The following is a 22,434-nucleotide window of genomic DNA, read 5'->3' as shown; positions in this document are numbered from 1 at the left end:
GCGACTTTGATCTCAGCCTCTAACTTCAGCTTTAGAATGATGCTAAAATTAATTCCTTGATTGCTGTTTGCACTCCTTGTTGTTGCTCTTGAACTAAAGCGACGCGACCAGCAATGGCTTTTTCATCCATAGTAATTTCTCGACCTAAACCGGGCACAGCCACTTTGGGCTCAAAAAATTGTTGAAATTCTGCTAAACGCTCTGGTGTATGAAAGGCATTCGCGGTCACCGTAATAAACGCAGTAAATTCCATGTCGCCACCTAAGCTTTGTTCCAGCCAACTCCAATCGCTGCGTAACCAATCCCAAGCTAGTTGTTGCCCCTGAGGATTAAGTAACACGCCCCGATACCAAGCCCGTAAGTCTTGCGGTTTAATTGTTTGACTATCTTCAAATAAAGCGATCATCTGGTGTAATAATGATGGATCTGCTATTTTGGGCATCGCAGCAGCGATATCACTCTTTAAATCAGCCACACTAGTTTGCCGATATAAAGTCATTAATTGCTCAAACAACGCCGCATTGCCATAGTTTTGCACTTCATTAACTAACAAACTTGCTCGCGTGGCAGCTGGAAAACTAGCCAAATTAGCTTGATACTGACCGAATAATTGATGCCCTTGTTGAATGAGAGCTGGATTTTCACCATAAAGACCCGCTTGTATCAAAATTGGGCGACTTAACTGATCATCTAGACTTTCTTGTTCTTGAGGTAGCCACCCTAAACGATTGATTTCCGCCGCACTAAATTGGCGATAAACTTGTTTTAATGCAGTTTCGGCAGCTGTTTGTGGTTGGACAAATTTTTGCAATTGACGCAAAATTTGGTAAAATTCGGCATTCACAATATTAGAAGTACTATGACTAAACTGCGGTAAAATCTGAATAACTGCAGCATAAGGCTTTTGTTGCCCTTCGGCCAATAACGCCGCATCTTGTAAAATTTGTAATTGAGTCACCGCATCTAATTCGCTAACGTTTTGAACCAAATCGGCTAAGAGTTGATCATCATAAGCTACAATAAAGTGTGATTCATTTTCCACGTTCAACTGTAATGGCTGCTGAGCTGCTTGACGTAACTTAGTATAATGCGGAATTTCTATGGTGGCTGTCGTCATCAACTGAGGTACGGCTGTAAAATTACTCTTTAACGGAATTTGCCACTGCCGCTGTTGGTCTTGACTTTCGCCAATAAAAAATTGTTGTTGATGTAAGACTAATGTATCAGCCTGCAGTTTAACTGTCACGACTGGATAACCTGGTTGTTCCAACCAAGTATCCATAATCTTTTTTAAATCCATATGGGCAGCATTACCCAAAGCTTGCCACAGATCATCGCCAGTCGCATTAGCATACTGGTGCTGGTCAAAATAGGCTTTGAGACCTTGCCGTAACGCTTGATCACCAATCAAAGCGCGCACCATCACTAACATGCGTGCCCCCTTGGCATAAACAATCGCACTATCAAAGATCGCGTCAATTTCGGCGGGCTGTTCAACTTGCACGTGAACTGACTGGACCCCAGCAGTGGCATCTCGCTTTAGTGCTGCCGGCACTTCGGCTGTTTGAAACAATTCCCAGATATGCCAATCCGGTTGCAAGGCATCAATCGCCACGTATTCCATCATATTAGCAAAACTTTCATTTAACCAGAGATCATCCCACCACTGCATGGTTACCAAATCGCCAAACCATTGGTGAGCCAATTCGTGGGCGATCACTGTCGCTACATATTGCTGATTTTCTAAAGCGGCGTTTTGCGGATCAACTAGTAAACAGGTTTCCCGATAAGTGATTAAGCCCCAGTTTTCCATGGCACCTGCTGAAAAGTCTGGCAAGGCCAAATGCCAAGAATGTGGCAAGGGATATGGTGTTTGATAATAATCCTCATAAAATTCAATTGAACGTTTGGCGATGTCTAAAGCAAAAGTTAATTCCTGAGCTGAATGGGCTTTGGTAGCAAAGACGCCTACCTCTACCCCACTTTTCGTCGTGGTCGTCACTTTTTGCAACTCACCAAAAGCAAAGGCTACTAAATAAGTCGACATTTTAACTGTCGTTTCAAAATAGTGCACCCCTTGCTGCACTTGTTTTTCAGGCATATTGCTAATAATTGTTTCACCGGGGTGTTCATCAAATTTAATAGCTAAATTAAAAGTTGCCTTGGCCGCTGGTTCATCGACACAAGGAAAAGCTTGCCGCGCAGCTGTCGTTTCAAACTGAGTCCCAATTAATTGCTTGGTTTGGCCGGCCACTTGATAATAAGAGGGGTAAATGCCCATCATTGAATCAGTTAAAGGTGCCTCATAAGCAATTGTTACCGTCGTAGCTCCTGCTTGCGGCAATTCAATCGTCACAGTTTCTTTTTGTTCATCAACACTAAAAGTTAAGTTTTGATCGGCTGCGGTCACGTTTTGAATAGTTAAATATTTTTGATGCAATTTAATAGTTGAAGTCACAGCCCAACCGCGCACTGTCGTTTGCCCATGAATCATTTTAGTTTCTCGATTAATGTCTAAATACAAATCATAATGCTCGGGTTGAAATTGTGCGTATAATCTAGTCTTATCTGTCATTATTAATCCACCTAACATGAGAATAATTTCATTATAATTTATCTATTCTGCAGAAACTAGTAAAAATTTTTTCAGGTATTCATCCAAGTTGTTATCTAGTCGGCTACTAAGCGCCTTGGGGATTGCTTTTCTTGGCTGCAGCCAACTTATCTTCATCATAAAAAGTCAGCGTAAACGTCGTGCCTTTTTCTAATCGGCTATGGACTTGGATTTTACCTTGATGTTGTTGCATTAACTGGTGCACAATGGCTAGCCCTAACCCTGATTCGCCATATTTGGTATTTTTGCGGGATGGGTCAGCTTTATAATAGCGTTCCCAAATGTTTTTCAATTGGTCTTCACTCATGCCAATGCCATTATCACTAATCGTAATCATGACGGCCTGTTGTTGGTCATCATGCCAAGCCGTCATTTTGATCCAACCTTGTTGGGTAAATTGAATAGCATTTTGGGTAATATTAAAAACTACTTGAATAAACCGATCATAATCCGCATAAACATCTAACTTCTCCGGTGCCTGCAAAATTAATTGATCCTGTGCCGATTCCGCCTTTTCTTTTAATTGCGCAATAATATTATTTAGACAATCCGTGGCATTAAAAGTTCGTTGATGCAACGGAATTTGGTTAGTCCGAATTTTTTCATAATCCAAATTCTCATTAACTAAGCGAATCAAACGTTTAGTTTCATTGCGCATTAATTGGATACTATGCTCACGCTGATCCTCGGGAATAGCATCATAAGCCAAGCCCTCTAATAACCCATTAATTGTCGTTAACGGTGTGCGCATCTCATGCGAAGCATCGGCCATAAACTCTTTGCGACGTTGTTCTTGGCGTTTAATTTCTTGATCAGACTCTTGTAATGATAAAGTCATCGCATTAAAATCATTAGCCAAATCATCCAGTTCGTCTTGACCATCCGCAGCAATTTGAACATCAAAATCGCCACCCGCGACTTGTTTAGTCGCGCGCCGTAATTTATCAATCCGTTTGACTTGCCAATTAGCCAAATACCAACTCATAACCAAAGCAATTAACACTGAAATTAATAATGCTATTAATAAGTTATGTTTAATCGTATTAATACTGGTTTGAATCGCTGATACTTCCGAACCAGCCAATAACACCGCCACTAATTTATTATTATGATCAAACCAAGGCTTCATAATATAAGTCATCGGCTGCTTATTATAAACTCGCGGCCTTTCGTTTTCATGACTATTGCGCTCGCGAATAACGTTTCCCGCTTTTAATAATTTTAACGTGTGGTGATCAATTACCGGCCGTTGCGTTCGATTCGGATAAATCTCACTCCCCGTTTTATCAAACATGACAAAATTAACCTTTTGGTCTGCCAAAACTTCTTGCATTGATTCTAAAGTGTCTGCGGTAATGTTATCAATATTGCCCGTGCGGGGATTCACTTTGAGCGCCATTTTTTGTAAGTTATCTGAATAGCCCTCCAATTGCACCCAGGTTTGACGATAAGCCATATTTTCACTATAGCTATAAACCGCAATGGAGATAACTCCTAGACAAGTTCCCACGACGATCAAAAAACCTAACATATATTGATAGATTAATTTCATGATGCACCTAAATCCGAATCATCAAACTTATAACCTACTCCCCAAACAGTTTGAATCACTTGGGGACCGACTTGTTCAATTTTTTGGCGTAATTTTTTAATATGGGCATCAACCGTCCGCTCATCACCAAAATAATCATAGCCCCAAACCTGTTGTAACAATTGTTCCCGCGAAAAGACTTGGCGCGGCTTATTGGCCAAAGTTTTCAACAAGTCAAACTCTTTAGGAGTTAAATTAGGAATTTCTTGTTGCATTAAATAAGCTTCACGAGTATTACTATTCAGTTTAAAATATTTAGTTTGAATATCAAAATTTTTATCACTAGCCGTGGTGGTTTCGGTATCAGTTAATTCACTGCGCCGATGCAAGGCTTTAATCCGAGCAATTAAGGTAATCGGGCTAAACGGTTTCGTGACATATTCATCCGCATATTCCAAACCTAAAACTTGATCACTTTCAGAATCACGGGCCGTCAACATAATAATCGGCACACTGGCCGATTTTTGGCGAATCTCTTTAGCCACTTCTAAGCCATCTTTACCGGGTAAATTCAGATCCAAAGTAATCAAATCCCAGGAATTTGGCTCTTGATTAAACATCTCTACCGCTTCATTACCATCATAAGCAAAATGAACGTCCCAATTTTCTTTTTGAAAAAACATCGACATCATTTCGGAAACAGATTTATTATCCTCAATCATTAATAATTTCATAAATTATCTCCACATCAATTATTCAAATCTTACTTATAGAATACAGTTTAAGGCTTACCATACGTCAACACAACCTTTCCCGTGGTATGTTGACTTTCTACCAGCTGGGTTGCGTGTTGCAAACTCGCAACTTCAAATCCAGTGATTTCTTTGGTTAACGTGGAGTGCAGTAAGCCTTGATCCAGCCAGGCTGCAATTTGGCGCAAATACTGACCTTGTGAAGCCAAATTTGGAGTTTGATAATAACTTTTCGCAAACATCCACTCCCAGCAAAAGCTAACACTTAACCGTTTTAAATCGTTAATCTGGTGCTGACTCATATTAGTAATTGTGCCAATCATGCCAGTTGCTGGTTGAATGAGCTGAATAATCTCTCGCCAATGCGCATCGACATCACTCAAAACTAAAATATAGTCAAACTGTTGCTGGTGTGCTTGCGACACTAAATCTTGATGATGATCTAAAACATGATCTGCTCCTAACTTTTGGACCCAAGCGACAGCTTCTGGGCGTGAAGCCGTCGCCCAAACCTGCAAGCCACACAACTTAGCTAATTGAATCGCACTTGAACCAACACCACCAGCACCGTTAATAATAAGAATAGATTTAGCTTGATTAGCTAAGGTATTCAACGTTAAATGTAATTTTTCAAAAAGTAATTCATAGGCTGTCAGAGCAGTTAAAGGCATAGCAGCACTTTGAGCCACGGACAATTTTTGGGGAGCTAACGCTACTAAGCGCTGATCGACCACTTGTAATTGGGCATTACTACCCGGTCGCTTCAGATCGCCGGCGTAAAAGACCCGCTCTCCAGGATGAAAATCTCGAACGGCGGAACCAACTTGTTGAATAATACCAACAGCATCAAATCCCAAAACGCGAGGTTGCTTTAAAGCGTGTAATGTTTTACGCGTCGCAATATCAATCGGATTGACAGCAGTCGCTAAGACTTCCACCAACAAATCATTCGCTTTTATCGTTGGCAAAGTCAACTCCGTCTTTTGAAAACACCGGTCATCTGTAACTGGGTAATAATTATCTGAACCCATTGCTAAACTTAACATCGCAATTCCTCCTTAAAATACTACTTAAAATTTTAATAACTAACGTTGATTAAACAATTGCTACTCCAAATTTTTCTTTTAGCACAACCTCATGGTTTTTTGACTAAAATACGCTATAATTAATTCATTATACTTAATTTATCTTGATAGGAGTTTTCTCATGACCCAAAAAAAATCACTCTACTTGGCTTGTTCTTGGTTTAGTCCGGAAGAAGAACAATATATGCAGCAAGGTCAAGCCGCTTTAGCACAAAACCCAACGGTTGATTGGGAAAATAGTTTTCGACCACTGGAACACCAATTTAATGATGTCGACGTGACCAAACAACCAGAAATGTTGGCTGATCCTTTATGGCAAATTGGCACTTTTCGTGGTGATCTCGCAGGAATTGATCGTTCTGACGTAGTCTGTGGCATGTTTTTACCAACACATGCAGACACTGGGATGGCTTTTGAATACGGTTATGCCTATGCTAATCACAAACCTATTGTCGCCGTCATTCCCGACGATAATCAAGAAGCCATCAACTTAATGCTGATTCCTAGTGCTACTTGTTATATTACGTTGAGCCAATTAGCAACCTTTGACTTTAATAACATCACTTATCAAGTTTATCCTGGAACCTGTTATTAACTTTTCAAAAATTCATAACATTAAAAGAGCCCCTTGGTAATTAGATTACAACAAATCTAATAATTAAGGGACTTTTTTTACTTTGTAAATTAAGTTATGAACAAAATTCGACCACCCAATATCAATAACAGAATGGCCAACACTAAGTTACCAATTTGGGCCACTCGCCAAATCATTTGAAATTGTTTACCTATGGGCCGCTTAGCATTTTGATAAATCCGGTAGAATTGCCAAATGCTTAAACTAATAATAAAAATTGCACTTAATATTTTTAACATCTGTGCCTCAATTACTTAATCGGCGACCAAAATCTGGTTTAAACCATTTAAATTGGCCTACCCGAACCTTTTCTCCTGGCTGAGGAGCATGAATATACTCACCATTACCGGCATAAATTCCCACATGTTCAGCACTCCCGGGTGCGCCCCAAAAGATGAGGTCACCAACCTGTAATTGATCTAATGGCACATACTGTCCCACTAAACTCTGTTCTTGCGAAGTTCGTGGCAAAGCTAGACCCAACTGGCGCCCCACATATTGAACTAATCCAGAACAATCAAATCCTGCAGGTGTAGTACCCCCATAAACATATGGCACTCCAATATAGCGATTAGCTAATTGAACAAACTCGTTATTTTGCGCCATCGGTGGCAATTGTAAATTAGGAATATCGGTAATCTCGCCCCGCATTTGCTTTTCGTGAATTTGATAATCAGTCGAATTAACATTAATTTCCGGAACTGGTAAAGTTTGCGTTTGTGCTAACGTATTTTCAACTTTAATAATTGGTGTTGTGCCTGTCTCTGCATGAACAACAGAACCACTGACACCAGCAACTCCTAAAATTATGATTAAAACTGACCGTCTAATAAATTTTTTTAATATCATTAAATCATAAACCCCTTAATGATTTATTTAAGTTCAGTTTATAATTTAACAAGCATCGGTGCAAGCTTTTTCACAAATAATTTGCAGCTAATTTTTGTTTATATCCACGCTAGCTGTATTAAAAATAACCACAGATCCTTTAACAGCAAAATAGCGTGTTCAGCGCCTACAAACGACGCAGCAATACGCTATTAAATGATTGAACTTTATTTCTGAGCTGAATAATTAATTTTAGCTAATTCATCAATCTTGTCGTAGAAAGCTTCGGCATCAACATTCGTTACGAACGTTACTTCGCGACCTTGGTCCGTTTGATAAGTTCGACCTTGGGAAGCTCCAGTGGTGGAAACGTCTGACTTAACCACTTTAGAATCCGCCAATTCAGGATAATTGCTTAACAATGTGGTCAGCACATCCCATAAGTAATAGATTGAATTAGCTTCAAACGAGTGCACCAAAGAATAGCCCTGACCAATTAAATCTAAAATTGGATACTGGCGCTGTTTTGCCCAACGTAACCGCAACTCTTTTGTCAAAGGAACTTGATCCGTACTATCTAAACCAACCATTGTAATTTTTAAATCAGAATCCCAGACTTTTTTGACAGCAATCGGATCCCAATAAGCATTCCATTCCATCGTATCATCAGCGCCGGGTTCAAAAACATTACCTTGACTATTCAAAGCTCCGCCCATCCAATATAACCGGTCAATCTTATTAACAATGCTGGGATCTGCATCTAATGCCCGCGCTAAATCGGATAACGGACCGGTCATGACCAACGTAATTGGTGCACTAGCAGCTTGAATCTTGTCAATCATATCCAAATGCGCTGGCTTAGCAGCAATGGGCGTTTTGGGTGCGCCATGTTCATTTAAAATTGGAAAATCATCAAACGAAAAAGCACTCAAGCGCCACTCTTTAGGAAATTGATGAGCCGCCCGGGAGTCTGATTTAGCAACTGCTGCTGGTCGGCGTCCGGCTTGCCCAAACGTATCAATGATTTTCTGTGAAGCACTAGCAGCGGGATCCACATAACCATCGGCATCGGTGACACCAACGCCAATGACATTAACATCGGGCATTTGTAAGAGCAGTAACAATGAAACTAAATCATCAACATTACCATCGTGATTTAAATAAACATTACGCATGAATGAAAGCCTCCTAATTATTTAAGATAAGAATGACACAGGTCTCATAAAATCGTCAAGTAAAATCTTTTTGAGGTTAAACTTTAGATCATTAAGGTGCTTTAAGAAAGTTGTTTGGAATTAAATGTAAATATCATGATATATTAGTAATTAGCAAAAACATTTGTATTATTCGTGAATTAATTGAATTAAGGTAAATAAATAGAGTTTTATTTGAATTTATATGTAAGCGTTATTTTAGATTATATTAATGATAAGCTAAAAATCATTAGAATTAATAACTATGATAGTCCAAAACTGATTGACTTTAAAAGCTGTAAATGTAACTTAAAATTAGACAGGGAGAATAGTATTGGATTTCGATAATATACCAAAAAAAGATGTACAAAAACTATTAATCAATACAAAAGAATTTTTGAATAACCCTACGTTCTCTTTTCCCATAGTTCGAAAATATAAGCAAGATGAAGAAGTTTTTGATACAATTAGTGGAGTAGAATATAAGTTTGGGATATACCGTGGCAATATCCAAGACAAATATTCAATGCACTTGAGATTTAAAAGTCCATACAATTTTCACTTGGTGCGAATTTGCATAAATGGATCTAACCATGTAAACCATATTGACAATACAAGAGTTGGACGTAATCACATACACTTATATAACAAAGATTCAACAGAAAAAGATCACACGTATGCTTATGATTTAAGTCAATTTGCTCCATCTATATCTATAGAAGACATAGAATCTTCATTTAAAAGCTTTATAGACTACGTTCATATAAATACTAAGTAAGAAAAGAAAGGTGATGACATAAATGTTAAACGCTGAAAATTTAAAAAAAGCATATATAGAATGGATTAAAGGCTCATATAACTATAGTCAGATATCTAATGATGCAGTTAGAATTGACTTACCTTTTTTGGATAATTTTTCAGATGAAATAGTTATGTATGTCACCGATTATAACGGAAAATTAAAAATAACTGATGATGGATGGACACTTTATAACTTAGAAAGTTTAGGAGTTGATGTTGAATCATCTCCAAAAAGAATAAAACTTTTATCCAATCAATTGAAAGCATATGGCGTTGAAAAAAATGAAGACGAAATATATATACTGACTACAAAAGATGAATTTCCAATAGCCAAACATAGACTCCTGCAAGCAATGTTATTCATTAATGACATGTTTATGACTAGCAGAAAGCAGACTAAAAGTATTTTTTTGGAAGACGTCGATGATTTCTTAACATCTAATAACATAAGAGCAATAAAAGATATGTCGTACGTCGGTAAAAGTGGATTAACACATAAATATGAATTTGCAATACCAGGTATTAAAAATAAGGTTACAGACAAACTAATAAAAACAATGTCTAATGAATCTAATCAAGTGTATGCAAAATCTATTTTAACTGATATATCACAAACAAGAGATGTTCTAGACAGTAAAACTGATTTTTATGTAATTTATAATGACCAAGAACATTCCGAGAACGCTAATTTAATATTCAATCTCTTTAATGAAAATAAAATAATCACAATCCCCTTTAGTGAAAAAGAGGATTACGTAAAGGAATTAAGTGCTTAGTTTAAAGTAAACACTTCCTAAGACACTGATGTGCACCCCAAAATTAGGACAAGTTTTTAATATTTAGTTGTTAAGGACTAATTTACGATATTCTATCGGAGTTAGTCCTTTTAATTTAATCTTGATTCTCTGATGATTATAGTAATAAATATATTTCTTGATTGCTACCTCTAAGTCATCTAATCTTTCAAATTGCTCCTCAAAACCATAAAACATTTAGCGTTTAAGAATGCCAAAGAAACCTTCCATGAGCCACTATCTAAGGAATGTCCTTTACGGGACATGGATTGCTTTAAGTTCGGACTACGTGAGATGTTGTAGGCAATAAATTTATTGAGTACAACCATCGATAATAGGAGCAAGATATGTCTTTTGCCCTTTTAAATTGAATTCAGTCACGTCACAATACCATTTTTGATTTGGTTTGGAGGTGCCAAATTGGCACTGAATTAAGTTAGCCTTGATACAACCTTGAGTACCACGATAACTATTATATTTGCGGCGCCGTTTACTAGTAATGCCACTGAGTTTCATCTGCTGCACGAAACGTTGAACTTTCTTATGATTAACTCTTGATCCTTGACGCTTGAGTTCTAAGGTAATGCGCCGGTAACCGTAGCGCTGTTTGTGTTGTTCATAAATTGACTTGATGAAATTCATTAAGTTTTGATTTTTCTGATCCTTATTCATTATTCATTTTATTAATTGTGTAGTAATAATTACTGAGTGATAAATGCGGTAAATGGGGTTTGGCATTAATGGTTTCAAGAATAAAAGTTACACTGACTGTAAGTTCGTGCCTTAGCTTGGTAACTACCTGTGCTTTTTCTTCGGGTTGCGGTTCTTGACCCGCTGGTTTACTAAGGCATTCAATTTTTTTACAAATTCGTTTTCGACGGTAAGCTTTAAGTTCTGTTGGCGTAGGCGGGAGACTTCTTTGCGTAAACGCTCGTTTTCCTGCTCTTTGTTGGTCATTATCCGTTTAATCGCCTGCCCCTTATATTCCACTGAGTAATGAGTATATGGTTGATCTAACATAGTAAGAGAATGACGATCTATTAGGTTAATCAAATAATGAATGAAGGAAAGTCCTACGCTATATCTGCGGCTTAATTCTGTGAGACTAACACTGTGCTTTTTCCATAAATTGTAAATCTCAATTTTGTCTTGTTTAGATAATTTAGACATAAAAATGCCCCCAAAGTCGTCCTAACTTCGGGGGTCACATCATAAAACCATAAATTTATACAAATAATTTTTCTATAATTTTTTCAAAATCAGTAGTTAAACCACTCTCCCATAAAGGCCGTACTGACAGATAATTCAGCCTTTAATGGGCTACTTTTAAGGCTACAGTTACATAAGTTCTTGCCTTACTAGCGCCAATTATTTGACCATGATCGCCTTGAACTTGTCTTTCCGTACAAGTCCATAAAGTCGCTACTCTACGAACTTGACGAGGTTTTATTCGCGTCTTAATCACACTGCGTTGTTTCATATAACGAAGATAAGATTGAAACTGCGCTTTGTTCTTAAAACTCAAAGTATGTGGTTTAGCCACTCCACTATTTGCTTGTACTGCTAAAACAGTTCCAACAAAACGTCTTTGTGGTGTATAAATATAAACGTGATGATGTTTTTGATAAAAAGATTGTTTTAAATAGTGATTTAACTCAGTGAACTTAGCACCTTGACTAGGTAAGAACCCCATCATGTCATGCCCATAAACAAATGTATTAGCGTCATTAAAATTAGCTTGATTACGATAATCCAAAAAAATTTGCCCCGCTGGAGAATATTGATTAATTTCGTCATGATTTAAATAAAAAGTATTGTTTGAACTTTGTAAAATTGGATAGTTAATTTTAGTTCGAGGAATATAAATCCAAGCTTTAATCTGAGGATTCAGTTTTGCCAAATGATGCCAATTGATTTGAATATTACCTTCTGCTGGCATTTTTTGCATATTATTGGATTTTTTGACAACTTTTTGTACTAATTGATGTGTTTGTTGCGCAGCTTTAGATTCTAAATATTGCGTATAACCATACTTAGCTACAAAAACTAAACCTATCATTGCAATTAATACTAAGATACAGCGAAGCATTCGATTCTGAATTGCTAATTTAGTACCTTGAGTTCTCTTCATAAAAGACATATCACTTTCTAAATTTTTATTATAAAAAAATGAAGCTAGGACAAAAGCCATTTAGTAGTTGAACACTAACGATATAAAATTTCCAAGTCCAAACTAAGTTTGGAAACTTTAATATCGTTAAGTACAACCTGCTGACTTTTGGAATGCAATAAGAAATTAAAATTCAAAAAAATCCGAATGTTAACCTTATTGTCCTAGCCTCATTTTACTAGCAATGTTAGTCAAAGATTAGTTAAATTTACGGGCAATCAAACCAAAAATTGCGGAAATTGAAGCAATTCCTCCAATAATGGCACTAATTAAGCCACCATTACGACCCGTTTGGACATCTCCTGCTTGTTTAGTAGACGTTGGTTTGGCTGCTGAATGGTATGATACGGGATCATTGGCAGAATTATTATTCGAATTAGTTGCAGTGACCTGCCCCTCAGAGCCGGTCGCAGTTCCAGTATTCTTCGTCGTGTTAGTATTAGTTGTGGGTGTAGTATTAACATTATTAGTAGTTGATGCGTCTGGAGCTGTTCCCGTTGCTACATTCGACCCTGTATCCCTATATTTGACATACGATACCATTTCAGGATTTTGAGCAACAATATTACCTGTTGGATTAGTAAATGTTACAGTTGTTGTACTTGGTGTATATCCATCAACATTTGGCGTAGGAATAGTTTTAGATTCTCCCTGATTAACGGTTATCGTACCTTGATTTAAAGAAATAGGAACATGATAATACCCATTAATATGGGCCATAATATTATTTGTAGTATTAGCAGTATCAACTACTTGGCTACCATCCATAATCTGTGCCGCATTAACAGTAGTAGCGGAATTACCAATAACGAATGAACCTGCGGTCATACCAACTCCTGCCAAGGCAATAGCAGTCATAGATGTCAAAACTAATTTTTTACTTTTTTTCATTTTCTCAATCTCCCTCAAAATTTTATGTAAAAATAGTTAAGTAAAAAAATAATTTACAACTTTAAAATATTTTCTCCTGTCAACTATGTTTTACATATGTAATCGTGGTACATGTATTACACTTTGTAAATCATAAAATACGCTAACTTCAAAGCAGTGTAGCTTACAATTTTATCAAGAGGTGTAAACTATGTCTGACAAATTAGGAGAATTTTTACGCACTTTGCGCGGTTCTGAATCACTACGCAGTGTATCGCAAAGAACACAAGGGCGCATCAGCCATAGTTATATAGCTGATTTAGAAAAAGGGATCAGTCATCGAGGCAATAAAATTAATCCATCACCAGAAACTTTAAAAATTTTAGCCCGTGTTTATCATACTGATTATGATAAATTAATGACTTTAGCTGGTTACACAGATGAATTACAATCTCAGGCCTCATCAACAACTAAAAAAGTTGACATTGACGATGACATTATCATGACTTACCGTGGCCGTATAATATCTCAGGAAGATATGACTTTAATTAAACGGCTCTTAAGAGGTGGCAACTTAGACGAGAAATGAGACTCTCGTCTTTTTTCTATTTTTAATTGCAGACAAATTAAATCAGTTTCTAACAGCAAATAATTGTACTACATTTAGAACATAGTCTAAAATTACAAAATAATCAATTTTTAAAGCGACTAGTAAATTAAGTTCTATTACCGTGGCACTTAATAACTAATTTGAGAAAAATTTAATCATTTGACGAATTCATTATTACACTAAAGTCTAAAGTTGTAAATACAAAAATTTAATTTTAGACTAATGAATTGTCAAATATAGGAGAATAACTTATGACTTTATTTGACAATATCCGAATCATTGCTAAGCAAAAAGGCCTCAGTCTGAGTAATATCAACGATCAGGCAGGGTTAGGTAAAAATACTATTTATTCTTGGAAGCATAAGAATCCTTCAACTAACAATCTGCAAAAGGTTGCTCAAATTTTAGATGTTTCCACTGACTACTTATTATCAGCAAAAATTTCCTCCTCTAATTTTCACAAACAGACCCGTGAAATCAATCTTGATGACAATTATATTATGACTTTTCAAGGTCAACCGATTCCCGACGAAGATCTAAGAGTTATCAAACGTATATTGCAAAGCATTAAACCGCGACAATAAGCCATTAGTTACTAATTATCAAATACTGCAAAATAACTACTTTGCCGGTTAAGACAATTCCAAAGTTAAAGTAAGCTGACCGAACGACTGATCATTCAAACCAGAAAATAAGCAATAGCCAACTAAAGTAACCCAAAATTCGAAATAAAATTAAACCGATTGACATTTATAAATGTAACAAAAAAACACCCTCAAATATTGAATTTGAAGGTGTTTTTATAAAATTGAAAAAGTTGCAATGGAGATGAGGAGAATCGAACTCCTGTCCATACATACTGCCACATTAGTCTCTACATCCATAGCTACACTATTTAAAGTTCACCGTTAAGCGCGCCGTGTAACCAGGCTAACCTTAACGGCTAACCTACTAATCTCTTTTTAATTGCTCAGGTAGCACAATCAAACGTAGCCTAATTATTTGAGACCCAGGATCAACCCTTAGGCAAAATTGACTGGATCACACTTTAAACTGTGATTAAGCAGCTAAAGCGTAAGAATTGTTATTATTTTTTGCAGTTATAATTTAACTGTAACGTTTTTACGTAGCCGTAACCTACGAGATGCAACCAATGCTCAACTACATATGTCGAATCCATAACATCCCCTTAATTTTAATAATCAAATTTTATCATGTTTTAGAACCAATTTCAATTTTCAAACATCAAAAAAGATGAGACCTCACTTAAGATCTCATCTTTCATCAAATTCAATATTTAAATAACTATTTAACTAACCGCGCAAACTCCCGCGCAATCATTAACTCTTCATCAGTTGGAACGACTAACGCTTTAATCTTTGAATCAGGAGCAGAAATTACTCGGGCCCCATGACCATCGTAATTGGCGTCATGATCAGCTTTGACACCCATAAAGCTAAAGGCATTCATAACTTTTTCACGAATATGGGGATTATTTTCGCCCATCCCAGCGGTAAAGACTAAGACATCAACGCCCTGCATCTCAGCAATATAACTCCCAACATATTTCACAATGCGGTTAATAAAGACATCAATCGCTAATTGGGCATCTGGGTTTGTCTTGCGCGCCGCAATCAAATCCCGCATATCGGGTGAAATTCCAGAAATCCCCTTTAAACCAGATTCATTATTTAACAGGTTAATCATCTCTTGCATATCAGTAATTTGCAATTTTTCCATTAAGAACGCCACCAATGATACATCAATATCACCAGCACGCGAACTCATTGTCACTCCAGCAATTGGTGTAAAGCCCATTGATGTATCAAAGGCTTGCCCATCTTTAATGGCTGTGACTGAAACACCGCTCCCCATATGCAAAGTAATCATCTTTAATTTATCATAATCAACATTTAACAGTTTGGCTGTTTCGTGTGAGACGTAATTATGGCTAGTTCCGTGAGCACCATAACGATGAGCACCATACTTTTTATCTAATTCACGGGGAATTGAGTAAATCTTATTCATTTCAGGTAAGTTATGATAGAAAGTTGTATCAAACACTGCCACCTGGGGTACTCCTGGTAGGATTTGGTTAAAAGCTTCCACACCTTTACGTTCCGCTGGATTGTGTAATGGCGCGTATTCATCAATTGTGGCTAATTTAGCCAAGTTATCTTCTGACAAAACAACTGAATCACTGAACACCGGACCACCAGAAACCACACGGTGACCAACTCCTGAAATATCTTGGATACTATCAATTACCTTCAATGCTAACAATTGTTTGATTAGTAAATCAACTGCTGCACTGTGCGACTTAATTGGTAATTGTTGCGTATGCTTTTGACCATCATAAGTAATTTCAAATGTTGATTGATCACTACCTAACCGGTCAACCATTCCTTTCGCAACAACTTGTTCATCTGGCATATTAAACAACTTAAACTTCAAAGTTGAACTACCAGAATTAACTACTAAGACTTTACGCATAACACTACTCTCCCCACTGAAAAGTTTTCTGACTCCAAGTTTGCAATTGTTGTTTAAATTGTGTTAAATCTTGCGCATCATCTAAATTAGGAATTTGCCCCATCAAAACTTCGGGAGATTGTTGTGCCAAAGCACCGTGCCGTTGCAACACTACCAGTGATTTGGCAGCTTCTGCGCTCGCAAACAATTTCGTAGGTAAGCTTAAAACTGCTTGTAAGTATACATCTTGAACCATCCACTCTGCCAAGTGTTTGGCTTGTTCTGTTTGAAAAATTTGCGACGGCACAACAAAGATACCGATTCCACCAGGCTGCACATTTTTCATTGCCTGCTCCATCAAAAGATGATGAGCATACGAATGTCCTTTTTGGGCCTTAGTTTGAAAATTAACAACATTATCATCAACCGGATAATAGCCTACCGGTAAATCCGACAAGATCAAGTCAAAATCGCTCAATAACCAATCAGCAACCGCATCTTGATGATATAAGTCAACAGAAACTTTAATTGCTTGACTAACCGCATCAGCTAGCATCAACATTTGATCATCATTGTCCAAGCCATACATTTGTAAACTCAGCTCTGTACTGTGCTGTAATTCATGATTAGTTTGGTAAAGCAAATTACCCGTGCCAATCGCTGGATCCATGGTCTGCAAAACTTTTTTCGGATACTGCTGAAACACTTCTGTAATTACTAAGGAACAAAGAGTGGCAATAATATTAGGTGTCATTAAATGATTGACATCGACTTGATCCAACCGCTGTGCCTTAATAATTGCTAAGTCTAGTGCTTCCTTGACTTCCTTAGTACTAAAAGTCGTTAAATCAAAACTTTGATATTGTTGATTTAAACTCTTAGCCTGCTCTTCATTCGGAAAACCATCCTCAATAAAAGTTGCTTGAATCAAAATATTTAAAATATTTTCGGATAAGGCATCTTGATAAGTCACCCGTAAATCTTGTTTTAATTCTTGCGTCGTTTGATCCACAAATTGATAAATTTGTTGAATCCGAGCTTGAGTTTGACTCATAGTCGTCTTCCTTTCACTTCACACTTCCATAATATCTTAGCGGAAGTTACTTCAATTAGCAAAGTTTATAATTTTTTCCGTATAAAGCTGATCTAATTGACGTTGTGTGTGTAATTCCGACTGGTAAAAATTCAAATAGACTATCAAGAATAGACATTCAACATTCAATAAAAAAATTGCACTAATTGATACCATAGCCTGCTGTTTTAAATGATGTTGCTTATTGGAAGTCAACATAATATTCCCACTTTCGACGATACTGGTCAATGGCTTTTATTTGTAAAATTTGATTTTTAACTTCTAAATGCAAATTTTTTTGCTTAATTAATAATGGCATGTGACCCTGGCTCACACCGGTGAGTCGTAACATATCATGATAAATCTGTAATTGATAAATTTTGTGCGGCAATTTAGCTTGCTCATCCGTTTTTATCACTACTTTGGTAGGTGTTGCTTGTTGAATACTAGCATGCTGGCTAATTTCCTCCAGTTCCAGCATCGCTACCACCCAATCACTACTCGCCCGAAACAAACTGAGTTTTTGTTCATGATAAGTTGTTAGAAAATAAGCAATGCAAGAAAAAGTCAACATTGAAATAAATAAGGAGACTAGTACTTCACTGAGTAAAAAAGCGGAATGTCTTTGTTTGAGTATCATAAGTTAAACCTACATTTTGACAAAATACTTTAATTAAATCCGTTCGTTGATTAAACGTATACTGTCGATTATCAAGTGTAATTTGTTGTAAATTTGGTTGTTGTAATTTTTGATACAGCGCGATTTTCAGACCCGTCTGGCGCTGCGTTTCATGCAATTTCGTTTGCGTTGGTAAAATGCACAAGGGGATAATACTAATCGCTTGCAAAACTAAGAAGAACCCCAGCATACTATCAAGTAATAAAAAAGCGGCCTGCCGTTTATGTGGCAATTAATTGCCCCCATCCCATTTGAATTTTATAAATATACTTTTTATTTTTGGTAAAAAAAACAATCGTTGCTGGTGAAACTATCGCATCACCAGCGATTTCTAACTTTAATGCTCATCCATGATTCGTATCAAACTCAAAGGTCATACTCTGCGGAAAATCTTGAACGATTGTTTGACCATTGGGCAGACCAAGGCTGCGAAAATAAATTCGATGAGCTTGATTATCTAACAAAATGGTACATGAATGCTTCGTTATAAAGACCGTTTTTAAGGCAGTGTGCCAATTATATTCAAACTTAACTAAGGCTAGCTGTTCTTGTTGGTCGACTAATTGTTCATGGTAGTCATTAGTCGGAATTAACAAAATAGTACACACTAAACCTAACGTGATGACTGCTTCTAACAAAGTGAAAGCTGCTTGACTATTTCTTAGGTCCTTGAACGGTGCCATTTTCAATGGTATAGCCATCTCCCTTGGCTTTTTTAGCTTGTGCTGCTGATAAATAATGATCTTGTTCTAATTGATCCCAACTAACATTATTACCATCGTCGTACATATCAACCTGGGTTTGTAAAGTTGATTTAAAGGCATTATCAGTTTTGGACTGCGCCGAGTGTTTTTGCGTATTAATATTTGGAATAATGATTAATAATAATAGCGAAATAATAAACAAGACGATCACCATTTCGATCAAGGTAAAGGCAGACTGCTTTTTCGTCAATTTTTTCTTCATGATCTACAATCCTTTCATCATGGCATAAATTGGTAAGAGAATGCTTAAATATGTTCCTAGGATCATGACCGCAACTATTATGAAAAAGAAGGGCTGGATTTGATTAATTAACCGTTGAATTTGTTGTTGAACTTGTTGATACTTTAATTCAGCAATAGTTTGTAATTCAATCGCTAATTGTAATGTCGCATGCCCCAGATTCACGGCAATATTAATCTCTTTCGGTAATAGCGGACTCGTTTTAACAATTTCGTTCAAAGAAAGACCGTGAATGATTTGCTGTTGAATCTGCTGGGCCAAATCATATTGAATCGATCCGGGTGTTAACTTTTGGGCTGCTTGCAAAATTTCTTGCAAGGACAAACCACTTTTTAAAAAAGTCGCTAAAGACGTCAACAAAACATACTGATAATAATTTTGATAAATACGTCCTACAATTGGCCAGTGTAATTTATGCAAAGCTTGCTTTAATTCTGGCAATCGCCGTAAATAAAACAATTCTGTTAATAAACCACCAACAATTATTAAACCTAAAATTCCGAGAATTACCTTACTCCAGATAGATAAATGAATTTTAGGTAATTGTTGGGCCAATTCCACTTTTAAAAAAACTAATAATGTTGCTAAACTAATCAACAAAAATATTGGATAAGCTAATAAATTCAAAATTGTCCGAGTATTTTTTTGCCGCGTCTTTAAGGTTGCGGCATTTTCTTCTAAGCAGCGCACCAAATTACCGTGAATATCCGCAATCGTTATTTGACTAATAATTGTTTTGGATAGTCCTGTCACAATTAAAGCTTGATCTAACAGCATTCCCGCGTTTAACCGTTGCAAAACTTGGTTCAAAACCTGCTTTTGTTGCGGATAAATTATTTTTAACGATAGTAGTGCAATTTCTATCGAAAAGCCATTTTTAACTAATTTAGCCAATGTGGATAAAAATTGTGCTTGTTGGGCTACCGTCAATTTAACCGGTCTGTAATTGTTCAAAAACTTCATCACTAATCAATCCCTTTTGATAATCATGGTGTAATAATTGCTGCCAATCTTCAAAATTACTTTGCGGAATTTTAATGGCTTGCACCAAGTCATCATCTAACAAAACATCTTGATAAACTTTGACCGTTTGACTAACTAGGGGCACTAACCGCTGGTAAACCACGCAGTTTAAGACGGAATACATTTCACTTTGACTAATTCCGAGTTCCATCATCCGCCCAATGACGGCATACTTATTGCGTGCATGTACCGTTGATAAAACCAAATGTCCACTCAAAGCAGCCCTTAAAGCCATGCGTGCTGTGGTTTCATCTCTAATTTCTCCTAGTATTAAAACATCTGGTCGGTGTCGCAATGAAGTTTTGATTAAGTCTGCGTAACTCATTTGTGCTTGATTATTGACTTGAATTTGTAAAAAACTCGGTTCGATGATTTCAATGGGATCTTCAATCGTCAATACAATTTTCTGAGCGGCATATTGTTTCGTTAATTGATACATTGACGTTGTCTTCCCCGAACCAGTTGGACCACTAAATAAAATTAAGCCCCGGCGATTCATTACTTTAGCCCATTGCTTACGTAAAAGTGTTGGACTAGTATCAGACTTTAAAGGATACAGTAAGCGAATCACTAAAGATTCCTGATTGGAAAAATTGCCGACCGTTGACAATCGTAAATTTAATTGTTGCTTTCGATAAGAGAAACTTCGCGCTCCTACTTGGGGCCGGCGGTGCTCACTGATATCCATATCCGAGCTAAATTTTAAATAATTAATCACACCTTGAGCAAACGCCGCATCTAAGATTTGATAATCATGTAAACCATCAAGTTCACGCATTTTCACTGCAAACTTGGAACCATGGGGCAGGAAAAAAATATCCGAAACTTCTCGTTGACAAGCAAATTCTAACAACTGTTGGGTATAAACTTCTGGCTGCATCTTTAACCTCCTTTCAGTTTAAAAATACCCGGAAAAACAAAAAAACTTTTCTTAAAATTAAGAAAAGTTTTTTATCGGAAATTTGTAATTTTTAGTTAATTAATAATTTAATCTTCTTCAGCAGCCGCCGTAAAGACTTCTGAAACATCATCATCATCTTCTAATTGATCAATCATGTGTTCAAATTGTTCTTGCTTATCTGCGGGAACTGGTACCGTGTTCTTAGGAATCATCGTTAAAGTAGCATTAGCTAATTGGTAACCCATTTTTTCCAAAGCATCCCGGACCTGCGTAAATTCTTTGGCTTCCGTATAGATTTCAAAAGCGTCATCACTAACTTCCAAGTCGTCAGCGCCAGCTTCCATCAAATCTTCTAGCATCTTATCTTCATCAGCATCCGTTGTTGAACGATCAATGACGATGTAACCTTTACGATCAAATAAATAAGACACTGAGCCAGCAGAGCCCATACTACCACCATTGCGGGTAATGGCTACTCGCACAGAAGTGGCAGTCCGATTCTTATTATCAGTCAATGTATTAACTAAGACTGCCACACCACCCGGAGCATAGCCTTCATAAGTGATTTCTTCATAGTTAGCGCCACCAGCACCGGAAGCTTTATCGATCGCCCGTTTAATATTATCTTTCGGCATATTAGCTGCACGAGCTTTATCCATCACCAAACGTAAGGAAGCATTGTTCGCTGGGTCAGGATCACCACCCTTTGCTGCCATGTAGATTTCACGTGACAGCTTTTGAAAAATTTTACCACGCTTTGCATCTTGAGCGTTTTTCCGCCCTTGAATGTTATGCCATTTAGAATGTCCTGACATTCGCTTACTCCTTCTTTCCGATTAGTATAATTAATAGACAAAACCTTTATAATCATACCAAATTTAACGTCTATCAGCAACGTTTTCTCCATAATTGCCAAAGCCATAAGAAAATATAGGTTAATCCGGCGCCAATAAAAGCTCCCAAACTATCCAACATGACATCTTGAATTAAGGGACTGCGGCCACTCGTCAACAATTGATGAAATTCATCCAACCCCGCTAAACCAGTAGTACTTAACCAACTCAGCCACGGGGCTAGGTGCCAATGCTTAACTTCATTTTTTAAAAATAAAGTGCCCACTATGCCTAACATTCCAAAGACACTCAAATGTGCTAATTTGCGAATGCCAAATTCAATTAATTTGTAATAACCAACCGTTGCCACTGCTTGGCGCTTATGACCATAAACAAAATCAATGTTTTGTAAAAACCGATTGCCCGGGCGATTAGGTAAATAGTACTTTAAGAAAGGTACTAGTGACTGCTGATGATAAGTCATGGATGAACTAATAAAAATTCCAATAATCAATACTATAATTAAAATTAACCACCAAATTTGTCGTGAGTGTACTTTTTTCATCT

At 37.0% G+C, this 22,434-nt stretch carries 26 protein-coding genes, 1 other RNA gene and 1 pseudogene; 5 read left to right on the top strand and 23 right to left on the bottom strand.

The window, feature by feature from the left end; genetic code table 11:
• Positions 1-31: 31 nt before the first annotated feature.
• The 4 genes from AC3B6B_RS04060 to AC3B6B_RS04045 form a co-directional block, all read right to left on the bottom strand.
• The gene (locus AC3B6B_RS04060) at positions 32-2,575 is read right to left on the bottom strand and encodes a M1 family metallopeptidase (RefSeq protein ID WP_489757393.1); all 2,544 of its coding nucleotides are present in this window, start codon (positions 2,573-2,575) and stop codon (positions 32-34) included.
• Between the two features lie 106 nt (positions 2,576-2,681).
• Positions 2,682-4,166, bottom strand: coding sequence for an ATP-binding protein (locus AC3B6B_RS04055; protein ID WP_489757392.1), 1,485 nt, complete (start codon positions 4,164-4,166; stop codon positions 2,682-2,684).
• Entirely contained in the window at positions 4,163-4,879 is a 717-nt protein-coding gene (locus tag AC3B6B_RS04050) for a winged helix-turn-helix domain-containing protein (RefSeq protein ID WP_489757391.1), read from the bottom strand. Before AC3B6B_RS04050 ends, AC3B6B_RS04055 begins: the two co-directional genes overlap by 4 nt.
• Before the next feature lie 47 nt (positions 4,880-4,926).
• Positions 4,927-5,943 carry a zinc-binding alcohol dehydrogenase family protein gene (locus AC3B6B_RS04045; protein WP_489757390.1) on the bottom strand — a complete coding sequence of 339 codons (1,017 nt, stop codon included), beginning with the start codon at positions 5,941-5,943 and terminating at the stop codon, positions 4,927-4,929.
• A 160-nt stretch (positions 5,944-6,103) separates the two neighbouring features.
• Here AC3B6B_RS04045 and AC3B6B_RS04040 point away from each other — a divergent pair, with 160 nt between their 5' ends.
• Entirely contained in the window at positions 6,104-6,577 is a 474-nt protein-coding gene (locus AC3B6B_RS04040; RefSeq protein WP_489757389.1) for a nucleoside 2-deoxyribosyltransferase, read from the top strand.
• Positions 6,578-6,666: 89 nt separating this feature from the next.
• On the opposite strand, the gene AC3B6B_RS04035 is transcribed toward AC3B6B_RS04040, so the two are convergent.
• The 3 genes and pseudogenes from AC3B6B_RS04035 to AC3B6B_RS04025 all read right to left on the bottom strand — a co-directional run bounded on the left by AC3B6B_RS04035 (position 6,667) and on the right by AC3B6B_RS04025 (position 8,619).
• On the bottom strand, positions 6,667-6,855 hold the full coding sequence (locus AC3B6B_RS04035) for a hypothetical protein (RefSeq protein WP_489757388.1): 189 nt from the start codon (positions 6,853-6,855) through the stop codon (positions 6,667-6,669).
• Positions 6,856-6,862: 7 nt separating this feature from the next.
• Positions 6,863-7,192: pseudogene (locus tag AC3B6B_RS04030) on the bottom strand (C40 family peptidase); the annotation flags it as partial.
• Between the two features lie 479 nt (positions 7,193-7,671).
• Positions 7,672-8,619: a nucleoside hydrolase gene (locus AC3B6B_RS04025; protein ID WP_489757387.1), complete on the bottom strand. Its 948-nt coding sequence runs from the start codon at positions 8,617-8,619 to the stop codon at positions 7,672-7,674.
• 352 nt (positions 8,620-8,971) lie between these two features.
• Here AC3B6B_RS04025 and AC3B6B_RS04020 point away from each other — a divergent pair, with 352 nt between their 5' ends.
• Both AC3B6B_RS04020 and AC3B6B_RS04015 read left to right on the top strand, forming a co-directional pair.
• The gene (locus AC3B6B_RS04020; protein WP_489757386.1) at positions 8,972-9,415 is read left to right on the top strand and encodes a DUF6978 family protein; all 444 of its coding nucleotides are present in this window, start codon (positions 8,972-8,974) and stop codon (positions 9,413-9,415) included.
• Between the two features lie 22 nt (positions 9,416-9,437).
• Positions 9,438-10,214 (top strand): DUF1828 domain-containing protein, encoded by a 777-nt coding sequence (locus tag AC3B6B_RS04015; RefSeq protein WP_489757385.1) that lies wholly within the window; start codon positions 9,438-9,440, stop codon positions 10,212-10,214.
• Between the two features lie 63 nt (positions 10,215-10,277).
• On the opposite strand, the gene AC3B6B_RS04010 is transcribed toward AC3B6B_RS04015, so the two are convergent.
• The 5 genes from AC3B6B_RS04010 to AC3B6B_RS03990 all read right to left on the bottom strand — a co-directional run bounded on the left by AC3B6B_RS04010 (position 10,278) and on the right by AC3B6B_RS03990 (position 13,293).
• On the bottom strand, positions 10,278-10,430 hold the full coding sequence (locus AC3B6B_RS04010; protein WP_489757384.1) for an IS3 family transposase: 153 nt from the start codon (positions 10,428-10,430) through the stop codon (positions 10,278-10,280).
• Positions 10,431-10,544: 114 nt separating this feature from the next.
• Complete coding sequence (locus AC3B6B_RS04005; RefSeq protein ID WP_489757383.1) at positions 10,545-10,874, bottom strand: IS3 family transposase; 330 nt, start codon at positions 10,872-10,874, stop codon at positions 10,545-10,547.
• Between the two features lie 153 nt (positions 10,875-11,027).
• On the bottom strand, positions 11,028-11,402 hold the full coding sequence (locus AC3B6B_RS04000; protein ID WP_489757382.1) for a hypothetical protein: 375 nt from the start codon (positions 11,400-11,402) through the stop codon (positions 11,028-11,030).
• A gap of 142 nt (positions 11,403-11,544) precedes the next feature.
• Positions 11,545-12,363, bottom strand: coding sequence for a class B sortase (gene srtB, locus AC3B6B_RS03995; RefSeq protein ID WP_489757381.1), 819 nt, complete (start codon positions 12,361-12,363; stop codon positions 11,545-11,547).
• Positions 12,364-12,600: 237 nt separating this feature from the next.
• The gene (locus AC3B6B_RS03990) at positions 12,601-13,293 is read right to left on the bottom strand and encodes a hypothetical protein (RefSeq protein WP_489757380.1); all 693 of its coding nucleotides are present in this window, start codon (positions 13,291-13,293) and stop codon (positions 12,601-12,603) included.
• Between the two features lie 190 nt (positions 13,294-13,483).
• Between AC3B6B_RS03990 and AC3B6B_RS03985 the strand changes: the two genes are divergently transcribed.
• The gene (locus tag AC3B6B_RS03985) at positions 13,484-13,861 is read left to right on the top strand and encodes a helix-turn-helix domain-containing protein (RefSeq protein WP_489757379.1); all 378 of its coding nucleotides are present in this window, start codon (positions 13,484-13,486) and stop codon (positions 13,859-13,861) included.
• 272 nt (positions 13,862-14,133) lie between these two features.
• Entirely contained in the window at positions 14,134-14,466 is a 333-nt protein-coding gene (locus AC3B6B_RS03980; RefSeq protein WP_489757378.1) for a helix-turn-helix domain-containing protein, read from the top strand.
• Between the two features lie 236 nt (positions 14,467-14,702).
• Here AC3B6B_RS03980 and ssrA read toward each other — a convergent pair.
• The 11 genes from ssrA to AC3B6B_RS03925 all read right to left on the bottom strand — a co-directional run bounded on the left by ssrA (position 14,703) and on the right by AC3B6B_RS03925 (position 22,432).
• Positions 14,703-15,071: a transfer-messenger RNA gene (gene ssrA / locus AC3B6B_RS03975) on the bottom strand.
• Between the two features lie 116 nt (positions 15,072-15,187).
• Positions 15,188-16,375 carry an acetate/propionate family kinase gene (locus AC3B6B_RS03970; protein ID WP_489757377.1) on the bottom strand — a complete coding sequence of 396 codons (1,188 nt, stop codon included), beginning with the start codon at positions 16,373-16,375 and terminating at the stop codon, positions 15,188-15,190.
• A 4-nt stretch (positions 16,376-16,379) separates the two neighbouring features.
• Positions 16,380-17,408 (bottom strand): class I SAM-dependent methyltransferase, encoded by a 1,029-nt coding sequence (locus AC3B6B_RS03965; protein ID WP_489757376.1) that lies wholly within the window; start codon positions 17,406-17,408, stop codon positions 16,380-16,382.
• 220 nt (positions 17,409-17,628) lie between these two features.
• Positions 17,629-18,066 carry a hypothetical protein gene (locus AC3B6B_RS03960; protein WP_489757375.1) on the bottom strand — a complete coding sequence of 146 codons (438 nt, stop codon included), beginning with the start codon at positions 18,064-18,066 and terminating at the stop codon, positions 17,629-17,631.
• Positions 18,026-18,337 carry a hypothetical protein gene (locus AC3B6B_RS03955; protein ID WP_489757374.1) on the bottom strand — a complete coding sequence of 104 codons (312 nt, stop codon included), beginning with the start codon at positions 18,335-18,337 and terminating at the stop codon, positions 18,026-18,028. The genes AC3B6B_RS03960 and AC3B6B_RS03955 overlap by 41 nt, the downstream gene beginning before the upstream one ends.
• Positions 18,338-18,449: 112 nt before the next feature.
• Complete coding sequence (locus tag AC3B6B_RS03950) at positions 18,450-18,794, bottom strand: hypothetical protein (protein WP_489757373.1); 345 nt, start codon at positions 18,792-18,794, stop codon at positions 18,450-18,452.
• Positions 18,760-19,071: a competence type IV pilus major pilin ComGC gene (comGC, locus tag AC3B6B_RS03945; RefSeq protein WP_489757372.1), complete on the bottom strand. Its 312-nt coding sequence runs from the start codon at positions 19,069-19,071 to the stop codon at positions 18,760-18,762. Before comGC ends, AC3B6B_RS03950 begins: the two co-directional genes overlap by 35 nt.
• 3 nt (positions 19,072-19,074) lie before the next feature.
• Entirely contained in the window at positions 19,075-20,073 is a 999-nt protein-coding gene (locus AC3B6B_RS03940) for a type II secretion system F family protein (RefSeq protein ID WP_489757371.1), read from the bottom strand.
• Complete coding sequence (gene comGA / locus AC3B6B_RS03935; protein ID WP_489757370.1) at positions 20,042-21,013, bottom strand: competence type IV pilus ATPase ComGA; 972 nt, start codon at positions 21,011-21,013, stop codon at positions 20,042-20,044. The genes AC3B6B_RS03940 and comGA overlap by 32 nt, the downstream gene beginning before the upstream one ends.
• A gap of 107 nt (positions 21,014-21,120) precedes the next feature.
• Entirely contained in the window at positions 21,121-21,849 is a 729-nt protein-coding gene (locus AC3B6B_RS03930) for a YebC/PmpR family DNA-binding transcriptional regulator (RefSeq protein WP_489757369.1), read from the bottom strand.
• Positions 21,850-21,922: 73 nt separating this feature from the next.
• Positions 21,923-22,432, bottom strand: coding sequence for a VanZ family protein (locus AC3B6B_RS03925; RefSeq protein WP_489757368.1), 510 nt, complete (start codon positions 22,430-22,432; stop codon positions 21,923-21,925).
• Positions 22,433-22,434: the final 2 nt, after the last annotated feature.

The sequence above is a fragment of the Bombilactobacillus sp. ESL1197 genome (assembly GCF_058107145.1).
The sequence above is the reverse complement of the archived record's forward strand: the minus strand, read 5'-3'. Positions and strand labels throughout refer to the sequence as shown.